The organism is Candidatus Karelsulcia muelleri (assembly GCF_024818015.1).
GTDB lineage: Bacteria > Bacteroidota > Bacteroidia > Flavobacteriales > Blattabacteriaceae > Karelsulcia > Karelsulcia muelleri_C.
In genome coordinates this window covers 174840-190867 of the sequence record NZ_CP093908.1, presented here as the reverse complement: position 1 = coordinate 190867, position 16028 = coordinate 174840, and the positions used below count along the sequence as shown (strand labels likewise).

General features: G+C 25.3%; 29 protein-coding genes. 2 read left to right on the top strand and 27 right to left on the bottom strand.

The annotated features are described in order from the left end of the window. Nucleotides 1–11: 11 nt before the first annotated feature. The 27 genes from rpsK to MP018_RS01020 are packed head-to-tail and all read right to left on the bottom strand — an operon-like array spanning nucleotide 12 to nucleotide 13541. Entirely contained in the window at nucleotides 12–392 is a 381-nt protein-coding gene (gene rpsK, locus MP018_RS01150) for a 30S ribosomal protein S11 (protein ID WP_259082732.1), read from the bottom strand. Further along, nucleotides 393–767, bottom strand: coding sequence for a 30S ribosomal protein S13 (gene rpsM, locus MP018_RS01145; RefSeq protein WP_075049062.1), 375 nt, complete (start codon nucleotides 765–767; stop codon nucleotides 393–395). Further along, a complete protein-coding gene (gene rpmJ, locus MP018_RS01140) occupies nucleotides 767–883 on the bottom strand; it encodes a 50S ribosomal protein L36 (RefSeq protein ID WP_259082733.1) in 117 nt (38 codons plus the stop codon). Before rpmJ ends, rpsM begins: the two co-directional genes overlap by 1 nt. Nucleotide 884: 1 nt before the next feature. After that, complete coding sequence (gene infA / locus MP018_RS01135) at nucleotides 885–1100, bottom strand: translation initiation factor IF-1 (protein ID WP_007743732.1); 216 nt, start codon at nucleotides 1098–1100, stop codon at nucleotides 885–887. After that, nucleotides 1100–2239: a preprotein translocase subunit SecY gene (locus MP018_RS01130; protein WP_259082734.1), complete on the bottom strand. Its 1140-nt coding sequence runs from the start codon at nucleotides 2237–2239 to the stop codon at nucleotides 1100–1102. The genes infA and MP018_RS01130 overlap by 1 nt, the downstream gene beginning before the upstream one ends. Further along, a complete protein-coding gene (gene rplO, locus MP018_RS01125; protein ID WP_259082735.1) occupies nucleotides 2229–2648 on the bottom strand; it encodes a 50S ribosomal protein L15 in 420 nt (139 codons plus the stop codon). The genes MP018_RS01130 and rplO overlap by 11 nt, the downstream gene beginning before the upstream one ends. A gap of 15 nt (nucleotides 2649–2663) precedes the next feature. After that, nucleotides 2664–3185, bottom strand: a complete 522-nt coding sequence (rpsE, locus tag MP018_RS01120; RefSeq protein WP_259288624.1) for a 30S ribosomal protein S5 — start codon at nucleotides 3183–3185, stop codon at nucleotides 2664–2666. Between the two features lie 12 nt (nucleotides 3186–3197). Next, nucleotides 3198–3539, bottom strand: coding sequence for a 50S ribosomal protein L18 (rplR, locus tag MP018_RS01115; RefSeq protein WP_259082736.1), 342 nt, complete (start codon nucleotides 3537–3539; stop codon nucleotides 3198–3200). Next, on the bottom strand, nucleotides 3540–4091 hold the full coding sequence (gene rplF, locus MP018_RS01110) for a 50S ribosomal protein L6 (RefSeq protein ID WP_259146540.1): 552 nt from the start codon (nucleotides 4089–4091) through the stop codon (nucleotides 3540–3542). Between the two features lie 4 nt (nucleotides 4092–4095). Then, nucleotides 4096–4497, bottom strand: a complete 402-nt coding sequence (gene rpsH, locus MP018_RS01105) for a 30S ribosomal protein S8 (protein ID WP_259082738.1) — start codon at nucleotides 4495–4497, stop codon at nucleotides 4096–4098. Between the two features lie 2 nt (nucleotides 4498–4499). Then, nucleotides 4500–4769, bottom strand: coding sequence for a 30S ribosomal protein S14 (rpsN, locus tag MP018_RS01100; RefSeq protein WP_020931723.1), 270 nt, complete (start codon nucleotides 4767–4769; stop codon nucleotides 4500–4502). Between the two features lies 1 nt (nucleotide 4770). Beyond that, nucleotides 4771–5328, bottom strand: coding sequence for a 50S ribosomal protein L5 (gene rplE / locus MP018_RS01095; protein WP_259082739.1), 558 nt, complete (start codon nucleotides 5326–5328; stop codon nucleotides 4771–4773). A 5-nt stretch (nucleotides 5329–5333) separates the two neighbouring features. After that, on the bottom strand, nucleotides 5334–5702 hold the full coding sequence (rplN, locus tag MP018_RS01090; protein WP_020931721.1) for a 50S ribosomal protein L14: 369 nt from the start codon (nucleotides 5700–5702) through the stop codon (nucleotides 5334–5336). Beyond that, nucleotides 5677–5946 (bottom strand): 30S ribosomal protein S17, encoded by a 270-nt coding sequence (gene rpsQ, locus MP018_RS01085; protein WP_259082740.1) that lies wholly within the window; start codon nucleotides 5944–5946, stop codon nucleotides 5677–5679. Before rpsQ ends, rplN begins: the two co-directional genes overlap by 26 nt. Beyond that, nucleotides 5939–6349, bottom strand: coding sequence for a 50S ribosomal protein L16 (gene rplP, locus MP018_RS01080; RefSeq protein WP_259082741.1), 411 nt, complete (start codon nucleotides 6347–6349; stop codon nucleotides 5939–5941). The genes rpsQ and rplP overlap by 8 nt, the downstream gene beginning before the upstream one ends. 13 nt (nucleotides 6350–6362) lie before the next feature. Next, nucleotides 6363–7067 carry a 30S ribosomal protein S3 gene (gene rpsC, locus MP018_RS01075; RefSeq protein ID WP_259082742.1) on the bottom strand — a complete coding sequence of 235 codons (705 nt, stop codon included), beginning with the start codon at nucleotides 7065–7067 and terminating at the stop codon, nucleotides 6363–6365. Continuing rightward, complete coding sequence (locus MP018_RS01070) at nucleotides 7057–7461, bottom strand: large ribosomal subunit protein uL22 (RefSeq protein WP_259082743.1); 405 nt, start codon at nucleotides 7459–7461, stop codon at nucleotides 7057–7059. Before MP018_RS01070 ends, rpsC begins: the two co-directional genes overlap by 11 nt. Before the next feature lie 35 nt (nucleotides 7462–7496). Next, nucleotides 7497–7787, bottom strand: a complete 291-nt coding sequence (gene rpsS / locus MP018_RS01065; RefSeq protein WP_259082744.1) for a 30S ribosomal protein S19 — start codon at nucleotides 7785–7787, stop codon at nucleotides 7497–7499. A gap of 6 nt (nucleotides 7788–7793) precedes the next feature. After that, nucleotides 7794–8609 (bottom strand): 50S ribosomal protein L2, encoded by an 816-nt coding sequence (rplB, locus tag MP018_RS01060; RefSeq protein ID WP_259082745.1) that lies wholly within the window; start codon nucleotides 8607–8609, stop codon nucleotides 7794–7796. Continuing rightward, nucleotides 8600–8827, bottom strand: a complete 228-nt coding sequence (locus MP018_RS01055; RefSeq protein WP_259082746.1) for a hypothetical protein — start codon at nucleotides 8825–8827, stop codon at nucleotides 8600–8602. Before MP018_RS01055 ends, rplB begins: the two co-directional genes overlap by 10 nt. A 2-nt stretch (nucleotides 8828–8829) precedes the next feature. Beyond that, complete coding sequence (rplD, locus tag MP018_RS01050; protein ID WP_259082747.1) at nucleotides 8830–9447, bottom strand: 50S ribosomal protein L4; 618 nt, start codon at nucleotides 9445–9447, stop codon at nucleotides 8830–8832. After that, on the bottom strand, nucleotides 9428–10063 hold the full coding sequence (rplC, locus tag MP018_RS01045; RefSeq protein WP_259082748.1) for a 50S ribosomal protein L3: 636 nt from the start codon (nucleotides 10061–10063) through the stop codon (nucleotides 9428–9430). The genes rplD and rplC overlap by 20 nt, the downstream gene beginning before the upstream one ends. A 6-nt stretch (nucleotides 10064–10069) precedes the next feature. Then, on the bottom strand, nucleotides 10070–10375 hold the full coding sequence (gene rpsJ, locus MP018_RS01040; protein WP_259082749.1) for a 30S ribosomal protein S10: 306 nt from the start codon (nucleotides 10373–10375) through the stop codon (nucleotides 10070–10072). Then, nucleotides 10372–12453, bottom strand: a complete 2082-nt coding sequence (fusA, locus tag MP018_RS01035; protein WP_259288623.1) for an elongation factor G — start codon at nucleotides 12451–12453, stop codon at nucleotides 10372–10374. The genes rpsJ and fusA overlap by 4 nt, the downstream gene beginning before the upstream one ends. Nucleotides 12454–12460: 7 nt before the next feature. Then, a complete protein-coding gene (rpsG, locus tag MP018_RS01030) occupies nucleotides 12461–12919 on the bottom strand; it encodes a 30S ribosomal protein S7 (protein WP_259146531.1) in 459 nt (152 codons plus the stop codon). Beyond that, nucleotides 12916–13299, bottom strand: a complete 384-nt coding sequence (rpsL, locus tag MP018_RS01025) for a 30S ribosomal protein S12 (RefSeq protein WP_259082752.1) — start codon at nucleotides 13297–13299, stop codon at nucleotides 12916–12918. The genes rpsG and rpsL overlap by 4 nt, the downstream gene beginning before the upstream one ends. After that, nucleotides 13299–13541 (bottom strand): type B 50S ribosomal protein L31, encoded by a 243-nt coding sequence (locus tag MP018_RS01020; RefSeq protein WP_259082753.1) that lies wholly within the window; start codon nucleotides 13539–13541, stop codon nucleotides 13299–13301. The genes rpsL and MP018_RS01020 overlap by 1 nt, the downstream gene beginning before the upstream one ends. Nucleotides 13542–13627: 86 nt before the next feature. On the opposite strand from MP018_RS01020, the gene rpsO reads away from it, so the two are divergent. Together rpsO and MP018_RS01010 are read left to right on the top strand one after the other, a co-directional pair. Beyond that, nucleotides 13628–13864: a 30S ribosomal protein S15 gene (rpsO, locus tag MP018_RS01015; protein WP_259082754.1), complete on the top strand. Its 237-nt coding sequence runs from the start codon at nucleotides 13628–13630 to the stop codon at nucleotides 13862–13864. Beyond that, nucleotides 13861–16011, top strand: a complete 2151-nt coding sequence (locus MP018_RS01010) for a polyribonucleotide nucleotidyltransferase (protein WP_259082755.1) — start codon at nucleotides 13861–13863, stop codon at nucleotides 16009–16011. Before rpsO ends, MP018_RS01010 begins: the two co-directional genes overlap by 4 nt. Nucleotides 16012–16028: the final 17 nt, after the last annotated feature.

Sequence of the window (16028 nt, the reverse complement as noted above, 5' to 3'; positions counted from 1 at the left end):
TTTATTTTATTTTAAATTCTTCTTTTTTTAGGAGGTCTACAGCCATTATGAGGGATAGGGGTAATATCTTTTATTACTAATAAAATTAAATTTTTATTTACTAATGCACGAATAGCCGCATCTCTTCCTGCACCTGGACCCCTTACTATTACCTTTAATTTTTTTATTCCAGCATTTAAAGCTTTTTCAGCCACATCTTCTGCAGTTATTTGAGCTGCATATGGTGTATTTTTTTTAGAACCTTTAAATCCCATTTTCCCTGCTGAAGACCATGCAATAACATCTCCTTTTTTATTTGTTAATGTTATTATAATATTATTATATGTTGATTTAATATGAGCTTCTCCTACGATAGAATTTCTTGATTTTTTTTTTCTAAAAGTTTTTTCCATTTATTTAATTTTTTTTTTATTGGCAACTGTTTTCTTTTTTCCTTTTCTTGTTCTACAATTATTTTTAGTTTTTTGACCTCTTACAGGTAATCCTATTCTATGACGTATTCCTCTATAACATCCTATTTCGATCATTCTTTTTATATCTAATTGTATTTCAAACCTTAATTCTCCTTCTATTCTTAAATTAGAAGAAATATATTTTCTTATTTTATTTATATCTTCATCTGACCAGTTTCTAACTTTTAGATTTTCATCAATCCCTGTATCTTTAAATATTCTTTTAGATGTACTAAGTCCTATTCCAAATATATAAGTAAGAGCTATTAGTCCTATTTTATTATTTGGAATTTCTATACCCGAAACTATAGCCATTAACCTTGTTTTTGTTTAAATTTAGGATTGAATTTATTAATAATTCTTAAACAACCTTTCCGTTTCACAATTTTACAATTGTCACTTCTTTTTTTTAAAGACGTTACCTTCTTCATATTAATATCTATATATTATTCTAGCTTTACTTAAATCGTAAGAAGACATTTGTAAACGAACTTTATCACCTTGTAAAATTTTAATATAATTCATTCTAATCTTCCCGGTAATATTACAAGTTACAATACATTTATTTTCTAATTCTACTTTAAACATTGCATTAGGTAATGCATTTATTACTATTCCATCTACTTCAATATGTTGTTCTTTTGCCATTATAATATATAACTATTTATAGTATATTTTATATCTAATAATCCTCCTACCATAATTATGATTGTAGTCCCTCCAAAAAAGAAAGAAAAATTTTTATCTCCCCCCAGAGATATAAAGATTGACGGTAATAAAGCTATTATTACTAATAATAATGATCCCACAAAATATATTTGTGATACAATTTTTTTTAAAAAAAAACAAGTATCTTTACCTGGTTTTATATTTGGAATATATACTCCATTGATCTTTAAATCATCTGAAATTTTCTTAACAGGAATAGATAAAAATGTATAAAAAAATGTTATTATTATTATTAATATACTATATAATAGATTATACCATATACCATATATATTATTAATGTTATTTATTTTCTTAAAAATTGTTATTAATATCCCTTGTGAAAAGATTATAGGCATAATTCCTGGATAAACTACTTTTAAGGGAATAAATTTAATCTCATTTCTTAGATAGACTTCTTCTAAATTAGAAGAATAATTATTTAATTTATTTACATATTGTATATGTATTTTTTTGACAAAATTAATTATGATTATAGAAATCCCAATAATTAATAACCAAATGAATAATTCAAACAATAATATTGTTATACCTAATAATTGATTTTTTATACGATTTAAAATTTCATCTATTATAGAATATATAAAACGAGATAATATCCCACTCATTATTATTAATGAGTTACCATTTCCTATTCCTTTAGCATTAATTTTTTCTCCTAACCACATTGTAAAAAATGTACCTGTAGTTATACAGATTATTGATGTAATCATCAATATGTTTTTACAATTTATAAAATAAGAAAATTCACTTAGTGTCATATTAATATACACAGGAGCTTGTATTAATGATATTAATATCGTTAATACTTTAGTAATATTATTTATTTTTTTTATTCCTATTTCACCATCTTGTTGGATTTTATAGAAAAACGGAAACATATAACACATTAATTGTGTTAATATTGAGGCTGATATATAAGGCATAATTCCTAAAGATAAAATCGAAACTCTATTATTTAGAAAAGGAAGAGGAATAAAATATCCCAAACGATAGATTATTATAATAAATAAAGTATAATATATTTTTGAGATAAAATCTCTTTTTTTAATATTCATAATTCATAATTATATTACCACAATTCTTTTTAATACATTCATATGCTTTTTTGCTAAATTTATTAGCAGTTATATTTATTTTATCTGTTAATTTTCCTCTTCCTAAGATTTTTATTTTTAATTTTTTTTTAAACAAAAGATCTCGATTAATTTTTATCTTACCAATATTTATTAAATATTGTATTGTATCTATATTTAAGATATAATCTTTTTTTTTTTTTCTTTTGAATCCAAATTTTGGAATTCTTCTTTGTAAGGGCATTTGACCACCTTCAAAACCTATTTTTTTAGAATTTCCTGACCGAGCTTTTGCTCCTTTATGTCCTTTAGTACACGTTCCACCTTTTCCAGACCCTTGACCTCTACCTAATCTTTTTTTTCCAGATACATTTAAATAATTTAATATCATTTCTCATCAAGCTAATTAATAATTATCTGATCCATTTAGGATTTTACTTATAGATATTCCTCTTTCTAGAGCTATAGTATTTACTGTTCTAAGTTTAGATAAAGCTAATATTGTGGCTTTTATACAATTAATTTTATTAGAAGATCCTTTTGATTTAGATAACACATTTGTTAATCCAACCGCTTCTAAAACTGATCTGACAGCACCACCAGCAATTATTCCAGTTCCTTCCGGAACCGGACAAATCAATACACGTGCTCCACCATATTTGGCTTCTTGTTCATGAGGTATTGTCCCTCCTTTAATAATATTTATTTTTAATAATTTATTTTTAGCTTTTTCAGCCGCCTTATAGATTGCATCTTGTGCTTCTTTTGCTTTTCCAAGACCATAACCTACAACTCCATTTTCATCTCCTTTTATTACTAAAGCAGTAAAACTAAAATATCTTCTACCTTTAGTAACTTTACAAACTCTATTTACCATAACTAACTTTTCTTTTAGTTCTAGTTTTATTTTTTTGTTTAAAACGGTCATAAATAATACAATTTAAAATTGCAAGCCTACATTTCTTAAGCCTTTGGCTAAAGCTTTGACTCTTCCATGATAGATATATCCATTTCTATCAAATCTAATTTTAGATATTCCATAAGATTTAATTATCTTCCCTAAGAGGTTTCCTATTTTATAAGATAATTCTTTTTTTGTTATTTTTTTTTCTCTTCTTTTTTTATAAAACTTTAAAAGTTTTTTTGATGATGCAGAAATTAAAGTATTGCCCTTATAATCATCTATTACTTGAGCATATATATGTTTATTACTTCTAAATATTGAAACTCTTGGTTTTTCTAAAAAACCAAATATTTTTTTTCTAATTGTATATTTTTTCATTTATTTAGCAGATTTCCCAGGTTTTTTAATAACATATTCATTGATATAACGAATTCCCTTTCCTTTATAGGGTTCAGGTTTTCTTAAAGATCTTATTTTTGCCGCTACTATCCCTAATAATTGTTTATCATAAGATTTTAAAATAATCTGAGTCTTTTTATTTTTTTCCATTTTTACTTCTAAAGTAATAGATTGAGGTAATTTTATCATGATATTATGAGAATATCCTATATTTAAATTTAAAATTTTGTTATTGTTAATATTTGCTCTAAATCCTACCCCTATTAATTCTAATTTCTTTTGAAATCCATTAGATACACCTTTTATCATATTATAAATCAACATACGATATAATCCATGTAAAGCCCTATTTTTTTTATCGTTATGTTTTCTTTTAACAATAATATTATTATGATTAATAATAATATTAATATCACCAATAATTTTTTGATTTAATTTACCTAAAGGTCCCTTTATATAAATGATATTATCTTGTTTTTTAACAAAAACATTATTAGGTATTAATACTGGGATATTACCAATTCTAGACATAGTTTTAATAAATATAACAGATTATTTCTCCACCTATTTTTTTTTTACGTGCGATTTTATCAGTCATAAGACCTTTAGAAGTAGATATAATTGCAATTCCTAATCCATTAAGAACACGAGGAATATTGGTAGAATTACAATATTTTCTTAAACTCGGTTTACTTATTCTTTTAATACATTTTATTACAGATGTACCTGTATATTTATTATATTTTAAAGCTACTTTTATAACTAATTTATAGTTATTAATTTTTTCTATTTTATAACTTGATATAAAACCTTGATTATATAATATTTTAATTATGTTTTTTTTTATATTTGAATATGGAATTTCTATTATCAGAATATTTGATAAATATCCATTTCTAATTCTAGTTAAACAATCAGCTATTGGATCTGTAATCATAATTACCAACTTGCTTTAACAATACCTGGGATAAAACCTTGAGAAGCTAATCGTCTAAATTCAATACGTGATATTCCAAATTTTCTCATATATCCTTTTGTTCTTCCAGTTAAAGAACATAAATTATGTAAACGTATCGGAGATGAATTTCTTGGTAATTTTTGTAACCCTTCATAATCTCTATTTAATTTTAGAATTTGACGTTTTTTTGCATATTTTAACACCATCATTTGACGCTTTTTTTGTCTTGCTTTTATAGATTCTTTAGACATTTTATTTTTGTTTTGTTTTAAAAGGTAACCCAAATAAATATAATAAATATTTAGCTTCTTTATTATTCTTAGATGAAGTAACAAATGTTATATTCATCCCAAAATGATTTTTGAGAGAATCAGTATTTATTTCTGGAAAGATAATTTGCTCAGAAATCCCTAAATTATAGTTTCCTTTTCCATCAAAACTATTTTTATTTACTCCTACAAAATCTCGAACTCTAGGTAAAGCGATGTTAATTAACCTATCTAAAAATTCATACATAATATCTCTTCTTAAAGTGACTTTAATACTTATAGGTATTCCTTTTCTTAATTTAAAACCAGATTCATCACGTTTTGATAAACAATAAACCGCTTTTTGACCAGTTATTGCAGTAATATTATTTATAGCATTATTTCTAGTTTTATTATCAGAAATTAAGACATTAATTCCTTGATTAATTACTATTTTTTTAAGTTGAGGAACTTGCATAACACTTTTATAATTAAATTTTTCTATTAATTTATTAATTATTTTTTTTTTATATAAAAATTTAGGTCTTGGGCAATAATTCATATTATTCATAATACTTCTGTAGCTAATGATACAATTTTAGTATATTCTTTATCTCTTAATTCTCTAGAAACTGGTCCCAAAATACGGGTTCCTTTCATTTCTCCTGTATTAGTTAATAATACACATGCATTATCATCAAATCTAATATAAGATCCATCTTTACGTCTTATTGTTTTTTTTGTTCTTACGACAACTGCTTTATATAATTGTCCTTTTTTTACACTAGATCCTGCTATTGCTTCTTTTATAGAAACTATTATTGTGTCTCCTATATAGGCATATTTTTTTCTTGTACCTCCCAAAACTCTTATTAATAAAACTTCTTTAGCTCCAGAATTATCTGCTACTCTAATTCTTGATTCTTGTTGTAACATATTTTTTTACAATTTTTAATAATCTCCAAAATTTTTGCTTACTTAAAGGTCTAGTCTCAATAATTTTTACTAAATCACCTTCATTTGAAATATTATATTCATCATGAACATAATATTTTTTTCTTTTTAAAATTACTTTTTTATAAGAAGGATGTTTTATTCTCTTTGTTTCAGATATAATTATTGTTTTTTTCATCTTATTGCTAATAACAATTCCTATTTTTTCTTTTTTTTTTTTACGCATTTTTAATTATAAATTTTGTTCTTACTGGTAATTTTTGAGAAGCCAATCTAAGCGCTTCTTTCCCAATCAATAAATCAACACCATCTACTTCAATTAATACTCTTCCTGGTCTTACTACTGATACCCAATGATCTCTTCCACCTTTCCCTTTCCCCATACGAACTTCTTGAGGTTTTTTAGTTACAGGTTTATCAGGAAATATATTTAACCATAATTTTCCTTGTCTTTTCATATAACGTGTTGCTGCAACACGTGCAGACTCTATTTGTCTATCTGTAATCCATCCTGGATCTAATGATTTTATACCATATTTTCCAAAACATAATTTTGTTCCTCTTGTAGCATTACCTTTTATACGACCTTTATGTCGTTTGTCATATTTAGTTTTTTTAGGTTGTAACATAACATTAAAATTTTTAATCTACATCTGAATATAATAATTCATAATCCTCATCAGAATCATAAACTTTTTTAAAGTTAAAAATATTAAATATATTCTTTTTTCCATAAATTTCTCCTTTCATAATCCATACTTTTATACCTATTATTCCATAATTTGTATGAGCTTCCGTCATATGATAATCTATATCCGCCCTAAAAGTCGATAAAGGAATTCTACCTTCTTTATAAGTTTCCTTACGTGCCATTTCTGCTCCATTAAGACGCCCTGATATTTTTATTTTGATCCCTTCCACATTAACCTGCAAGGCAGCAGATATGCAGATTTTGATTGCTTTTTTATAAGAACCTCTATTTTCTAATTGACTAGCTATACTTTTAGAAACTAAAACAGCATCTAATTCTGGTTTTTTAATTTCAAAAATCTTTATTAATATATTTTTATATGTCAAAATATTTAATTCTTTTTTTAATTTATATATTTCAGACCCACCTTTACCTATTATAATCGACGGACGGGAACTAGATATAGTTATAATAACTTTATTTAAGTATCTTTCAATATAGATTCTAGATAGATTAGCTTTTGATAAACGATTTTCCAAATATTTTCTTATCTGAAAATCTTCTTTTATTCTTTCTGGATAATGACTATACCATAACGATTGCCATCCAACAATTAATCCTAATCGAGTAGATAATGTGTTTACCTTATGTCCCATAATTCTTAAATTGAAATTTACTATTTAGAATAATTTTTAGATTACTATATCTTTTTCTAACTTTATTACATCGTCCTTGAGGAGCAGGACGAATTTTTTTAAATTGATATCCTTGGTTTATTAATACTTTTTCTATATAAAGATTATAATTATTTATATTTTTTTCATAATTTTCATTTTTCCAATTATAAATTAATGATAATAATATTTTATAGATTATATGTCCCCCCTTATTTTTTAAATTTTTAAGTATAAATAAAGAATATTCTACTTTTTTATTACGAATAAGATCTGCAACTAAACGTAATTTACGTGGAGAACAATAAAGATTGCTAACATCAGCTACTGATCTAGTAGCTCTTTTTTTTTTAAAAAAAAAATTATTTGATTCCATTACTAAATTAAATTAAATTAAATTAAATTAAATTTTTATTTTTTTGTTTTTGTTTTTGTTTTTTTTTTAGATCCTGAATGGCCTCTAAAAATTCTAGTAGGGGCAAATTCTCCTAATTTATGACCCACCATATTTTCAGATATATATATTGGAATAAAAATTTTCCCATTATGAACTGCTATTGTGTTTCCAATAAACTCAGGAGTAATAGTAGATGATCTAGACCAAGTCTTTATAATTTTTTTTTTTAAGTTCAAATTATTCAAAATAATTTTTTTTATTAATTTATAATTAACATATGGACCTTTTTTTAAGGAACGTGGCATAATCTTTTATTTTTTTATAATATATTTATTGGTAATTTTTTTTTTATTTCGTGTTTTAAATCCATTAGAAGGAATCCCATTTCTGTTTCTGGGATGTCCTCCAGATGATTTTCCTTCACCACCGCCCATCGGATGGTCTATTGGATTCATGGCTACTCCCCTAGTTCTTGGTTTTCTACCTAACCAACGTTTTCTTCCTGCTTTACCATCCATTTCTAATTTATGATCGGAATTATAAATAGATCCTATAGTTGCCATACATGTTGATAATACCATACGTTTTTCTCCAGAAGGTAATTTAATTGTAGCAAATCTTTTTGATTTTGCAATTAATTGTGCATATGAACCAGCACTACGTGCTAATATTGCTCCTTTCCCTGGAATCAGTTCTACACAAGAAATTATAGTCCCTAAAGGGATATTCATTATATACATAGCATTTCCTAATTCTGGAGGGGTTTTTTTATCTGATAAAATTTTATTACCTATATTTAAACCATTAATTGAAGGTATATATCTTTTTTCTCCATCTATATAAAAAAGAAGATAAATAAAACATGATCTATTAGGATCATATTCAATATGTTTTATAATAGCAGGTATCCCAAATTTATTCCTTTTATAATCTATAATTCTATATTTTTTTTTATGTCCCCCACCTAAATATCTTATAGTTATTCTTCCAGAAGAATTTCTACCTCCTGTTTTTTTTTTACCTCTAGAAAGAGTTTTTTCAGGATTTTTTTTGGTTATTTCTTTAAATGTATTTATAACTTTAAATCTTTGACTAGAAGTTATTGGTTTAGTTTTTTTTATTGACATATTACAGATTTATTTTTAGATAATCTTAAAAAGACTTTTTTCAGTCGTCTATTCTTTTTTTTATACAAAATCTGAGTCTTTACTTCATAAACAGGAATTTTATATATTTTCTTTATATAATTAATAATTTCTTTTTTAGAAAAAAAGACAGAAAATAGAAAATAATCATTTTTATTAGAAATAAAAGATATATTTGATATATTGGTTTTAACAAACATATTTACAATTTTAATATTTTTTTTATGGCACTTTCGAAAAAAACTAAATAGTCGGAATTTGCTAATTCATAACTATTTAATTCATTAATTGACAAAATATTAGTAAATTTGAAATTTCTAGATGAAAAAAACAAAATATCATTTCTTTTATTATAAATAATTAATGATTTTTTAAAATTAAAATTTAATCTCTTAAAAATTTTCAAGACTAATTTAGTTTTTATAATATTAATTTTAAAATCTTCTATCACTTTTATTTTATTGGTTCTTAACTTAAAATTTAGTATAGTTTTTTGGGCTAAAAATTTAGACTTATTATTAATTTTTATATTAAAATTCCTTGGTTTCGGACCAAAAATTCGTCCCCCAGATCTAAATATCGGGTTTTTTATATCTCCTTTTCTTGCATTTCCACTTCCCTTTTGACGTTGAATTTTTTTTGTACTTCCTGTAATTTCACTTCTTTCTTTAGATTTATTGGTCCCCTGTCTTTGGTCGGATAAATATCTCTTTATATCAAGAAATAAAATATTATTATTTTCTTTTTTTAGAAAACAATTATTTACTTTTAAGTACCTACCTGTTTCTATACCTGAATTATTAAATATTGTTATTTTCATTTGAGTTGAGTTTTTTAATTATTAGATAAGAATTTTTAGCCCCAGGAACAGATCCTTTTATAAGGAAAAAATTATTTAATAAATCGATTTTTAATATTTTTCTATTTTTTAGAGTTACTTTCTTATTCCCCATTCTACCTGCCATTCTAGTACCTTTAAATACTCTTGAGGGGTCAGAACCTGCACCTATAGAGCCAGGAGCTCTAGACCTATTATGTTGCCCATGAGACCTTTCTCCTACACCTGAAAATCCATGACGTTTAACAACACCTTGAAATCCTTTTCCTTTCGAAATCCCAGTTATGTTAACTAATTCATTTTCATTAAAAAAATGTAATTTAATTATATTACCCGATTTTATATTTCCTCTTATAGGGAATTCAAATATTTTTTTTTTAGGTGTAGATTTAAATTTTTTAAAAAAAAATAACAACGGTTTATTGGTGTTTTTTTTTTCATCAAAACCTAATTGACAAGAATTATATCCATCTTTTTCTTTAGTTTTTATTTGTAAAACAATACATGGACCTGCTTCTATTATAGAACATGGAACATTAAATCCTGATTCATCATATATACTAGTCATCCCAATATTTTTACCTATTATTCCTGACATAATCATTTATACTTTTATTTCTACTTCAACACCACTAGCTAATTCTAATTTTATTAAGGCATCTACAGTATTAGGTCCAGCATTACATATTTCTAATAACCTTGTATAATTTGATAATTGAAATTGTTCACGAGATTTTTTATGAACATGAGGAGATCTTAAAACTGTATAAATTGTTTTTTTAGTTGGTAATGGTATTGGACCATTTACTTTTGCCCCCGTTGAAATTACAAATTTGACTATTCTAAAAACAGATTGATCTAATAAATAAGAATCATATGATTTTAATTTAATTTTTATCTTCATAATCATTTTTTATTTAAAAAATTATATGGAACTGGAGCTGGCTGATATTTATAAAATTCCATTGTAGAAGTAGCTCTTCCAGAAGATAATGTACGTAAAATAGTTACATATCCAAATAATTCGGATAAAGGAACAAGAGCTTTTATTATTTTGGAATTACTTCGATTTTCTTCCATCCCTTGTATAATACCTCTTCTTCTATTTAGATCACCTACAATATTCCCCATATTTTCTGGAGGAGTTAATACTTCTAATTTCATTAGAGGTTCTAAAATAATAGGATTTGTCTTCTTTGCTGCATTTTTAAATCCAATTTTACTAGCTAATTCAAAAGATAATTGATCAGAATCTACAGAATGATATGAACCATCTATTAATATAATTCTTGCATTATTTATTTCATATCCATATAAGGGACCATTCTTCATAGCTTCATTAAAAGCTTTTTCTATTGACGGGATATATTCTTTTGGAATATTTCCTCCTTTTACTTTATTTATAAACTCCAATCCTTGAGCCCCCTTTTTTCCAGGTTCTAATTTAAATAAAATATCAGCATATTTACCTCGTCCTCCAGTTTGTTTTTTATATATTTCTCTATGCTCAATAGAATTAGTTAATGCTTCTTTATATTCTACCTGAGGATTCCCTTTATTAACTTTTACTTTAAATTCCCTTTCAATTCTATCTAAAATAATTTCTAAATGTAATTCTCCCATACCGGATATGATGGTTTGGCCAGTATATTTATCATTACGTACTATGAAAGTTGGATCTTCTTCTGATAATTTAGATAACGCTAAACTCATTTTATCTATATCAGATTTATATTTGGGTTCAATAGCTAATCCAATTACTGGATCAGGAAATGAAATATTTTCAAATATAATTGGATAATTTTCATCACATAAAGTATCTCCAGTTTTAATATCTTTAAATCCTACTGCAGCCCCTATATCTCCAGCTTCAATAAGATTTACAGGGTTTTGTTTATTAGCATGCATTTGATATATTCTTGATATACGTTCTTTATTTCCTGAACGAGAGTTCAAAATATATGTTCCAGACTTTAATTGGCCTGAGTAGACTCTAAAAAAAGCTAAACGACCTACAAAAGAGTCAGTGGCTATTTTAAATGCTAAAGCAGAAAAATGTTCATTAGAATTATGTTTACGGATTTCTTCTTTTTCTGTTTTTGGATTTATACCTTTTGTTTCCTTTATCTCAATTGGAGATGGTAAATATCGACAGATAGTATCTAACATTACTTGTACTCCTTTATTTTTAAAAGAGGATCCACAAATCATTGGAACAAGATCAAGATTGATTGTAGATTTTTTAATAGATGATATAATCTCATTTTCTGATATTTCATTAGGATTAGAAAAATATTTTCCCATTATATCATAATCATATTCAGATATAGTTTCTATCAAAATCTTTCTATATTTATTAGTTAATTCTAATAATCCTTCAGGCATCGTTCTTATATTATAGGATAAACCATAGTTTTTTTCATCCCAAATTATAGCTTTTTTAGATATAATATCTACAACTCCTTTAAAATTATCTTCTATACCAATAGGTATCTGTAATATCAAACAATTAGCACCTAAATTAGATTTAATTTGTTCACATACATTAAAAAAATCTGCTCCTTGTCTATCCATTTTATTGACAAAACCTATTCTAGGTACTTTATATTTATCTGCTTGTCTCCAAACTGTTTCTGATTGTGGTTCTACACCATCTACTGCACTAAATAATGCTACCATCCCATCTAAAACTCTTAAAGATCTTTCTACTTCTACCGTAAAATCAACATGACCAGGCGTATCAATAATGTTTATTTTATAAATGTTATTATTATATAACCATTCACATTTTGTAGCAGCAGAAGTTATTGTTATTCCTCTTTCTTGTTCTTGTTCCATCCAATCCATAGTAGCTGTCCCATCATGAACTTCACCTATTTTATGATTTATTCCAGTATAAAATAAAATCCGTTCTGTAGTTGTAGTTTTTCCTGCATCAATATGTGCAGCTATACCTATATTTCTTGTATATTTTAAATTATTTTTCATCCTTTTATTAAAATTTAAAATGAGAAAATGCTTTATTAGCTTCAGCCATTTTATGAATATTTTCACGTTTTTTAAACGCAGCTCCTTCTTTTTTAGAAGCTAATAAAATTTCTTCTGCTAATTTTTTATACATTTTTTTTTCATTTCTTTCACGTGCACAACTAATTAATAATTTCATAGCTTTAGTAACTTTTACATAAGATGGAATCTGTGTTGGTACTTGTATATTAGAACCTCCAATACGTCTACTTCTAACTTCTACATGAGGTCTTACATTATCTAATGCTTCTTTCCAGATTTTTAAACCATTTTTTTTTGTTTTTTCTATTTCCGAAATACAATTATAAAATATCCTATAAGCTATAGTTTTTTTACCATCTTTCATTAAATGATTTACAAATCGCGTTACTAAAGGATCTTTAAATCTCGGATCAGGTTGATAATTTTTTATTTTGGATTTTCTCATTTTTTCTTTTGTTTAGAACACTTGGCTCCATATTTACTACGAGCTTTTTTTCTATCTTTAACTCCCGCTGTATCTAAAGCTCCACGTATTATATGATAACGAACACCTGGTAAATCTTTTACTCTTCCACCTCTTATTAAGACAATAGAATGTTCTTGAAGATTATGTCCTTCTCCTGGAATATATGCATTTACTTCCTTTCCATTTGTTAAACGAACTCGGGCTACTTTTCTCATTGCAGAATTAGGTTTTTTAGGAGTAGTTGTATATACCCTTGTACATACTCCTCTACGTTGAGGACAACAATTTAAAGCCATCGATTTACTTTTTTTTTTTATATTCTTTCTCCTTTTTCTTACAAGTTGCTGTATAGTTGGCATTATAATTTATATTTTTTATTAAATTTCTCTATTCTTCCAGTAGAATCTACATATTTAATATGTCCTGTATAAAAAGGATGAGAATAACTTGAGATTTCCATTTTATATAATGGATATTCTTTCCCATTTAAATTAATCTTATCTTTTGTTTTAATAGTTGATTTACAAAAAAAACTTTGATTACTAGTCATATCTTTAAATACAACAATCCTATAATTGTCAGGATGAATTTTTTTTCTCATAAAAGTTTAAATAAATAGTTTAATATATCTATATATCTATTATTAGATATATATATTTATAATATATAATTAATATTCAAAAAATAATGGATTTAAATTCAAATAAAAAAAAAATAATAATTAAAAATTATGGATTATCAGAATCTGATACTGGGAATTGTATAGTACAAATCGCCTTATTAACATTTAAAATAAAAAATCTAACCAATCATCTGAAATATAATAAAAAGGATTTTAATACAGAAAGATCTCTACAAATTTTAGTTTCTAAAAGAAAAAAGTTACTTAAATATATAGAAAAAAAAAATAAGACTCAAAAATGATCCTAATAAAAGAAAATCTTTTTTTAGAAGATGGACGTGCTTTAAGCATAGAAACTGGAAAATTTGCGCGTAAAGCTAATGGATCAGCTGTAGTTCGTATGGGAAATACTAGCTTATTAGCCACTGTAGTAATTTACAAAGAATACAAAGAGGATTTAAAATTTATACCTCTTACTATCGATTATAGGGAAAAATATTCAGCTGGCGGAAAAATTCCAGGTGGATATATAAAACGTGAAGGGAGGCCATCTGAGGAAGAAATATTAATTATGAGATTAGTAGATCGTTTATTACGTCCACTTTTTAAAGACAATTATTATCAGGAAATACAAATAATGATATCTTTGTTATCATATGATATAAATGTATTGCCTGATGGATTAGCTGGATTAGTAGCTTCTACGGCGGTTTCTATATCAGAAATTTATTTTAAGGGGCCAGTATCAACAGTTCGTATAATACGAATTAATGATGCATTTATTATTAATCCTGGGATTGAAGAATTGAAAAAAGCAGAGTTAGATTTAATAGTAGGAGGAACTAATAATTATATTCTTCTTGTAGAAGGAGAAATGAGAGAGATCTCTGAAATAGAGATGATGGAAGCAATAGTTAAAGCACATAAGTATATTCAATTACAAATTGAAGCTCAAATTAGTTTAATTACTAAAAAGAAAAAATTTCTTAATAAGAGATTATACAATATTAAATTGTATAATTATTATTATAAATATTTAAATTTTAATTTAAAAGTTTTTTATATAAAAGAAAAAATAAATTTTTTCTATTATGAAGATATTTATTATATCTATAAAGGTTGTTTATTTCAACAAAAACGTTCTAAACAAATTGAGAAGATTTTAAATGAAATAAAATTTCATTTATCTAATGATAGCATTGTAATTAATAATATTGAAATTGATATTATCTTTGATGAAATCAAAAAAGAAATAATTAAAAAGATTCTTTTAAAAGAAAATATTCGTTTAGATGGTAGATCATTAGATGATATTAGAACTATTTGTAGTAAAGTAGATTGTTTGCCTGGTGTACATGGATCTGCAATTTTTACAAGAGGAGAAACACAAGCATTATCTACAGTTACTTTAGGTTCATCATTAGATGTTAATCAAATTGATAATGCTATTATACGAGCCAAACAAAGATTTTACTTACATTATAATTTCCCTCCTTTTTCAACTGGAGAAATTAAATTCTTAAAAGGAGTCTCAAGACGTGAAATTGGACATGGAAATTTAGCTCAACGTGCTTTGAAAAATATAATTGTAACTCCTTATACTCTAAGAGTAGTATCAGATGTATTAGAATCAAATGGATCTTCTTCTATGGCTACTGTATGTGCTAGTACATTAGCATTAATGGATGCAGGGATTACTGTTAAAAGACCAGTTTCAGGAATATCTATGGGGTTAATTATGAATTATTTAACAGGTGAAGCCATAATTCTTTCAGATATATTAGGAGATGAAGACTATATAGGAGATATGGACTTTAAAATGACAGGGACTGAATATGGTATTACAGCATGTCAAATGGATATGAAAATCTCTGGAATTACTTATGATGTACTATCAAATACAATTTTTAAAGCAAAAAAAGGGTTATTATTTCTAATAAAAAAGATGCTTACAACTTTAAGTTGTCCTAGAAAATCACTTAAGTTTCCAGCTCCTAAAATTTATACTTTTTATATACCCAAAAAATTGATAGGAACGGTAATAGGTTCTGGGGGAAAAATCATACAAGAAATCCAAGTTTCTACAGAAACTAATATTAAAATAAAAGAAAAAGAAAAACTAGGTATAATTGAAATTTTAGGAAAAAATGAAACAAAATTAAAATCAGCAATTTTAAAAATAAAAAACATTACTTTTGTTCCTAAAGTAGGAAAAATTTATAAAGCTAAAGTTAAAAATAGAAAAAAATTTTGTGTTTTAGTTGAAATATCTAAATCTGTAGAAGGATTATTACATATATCAGAAATTTCTTGGAAAATATTAACTAAAGTAAAAAATTTTATAAGAACAGGAGATATAATATACGTAAAATATTTGGGTAAAAATAAGAAATTAGGAAAAATTAAATTATCCCATAAAATTCTTTTTTATCGTAATTATCATATTTAAAACAACAAAACATTTCT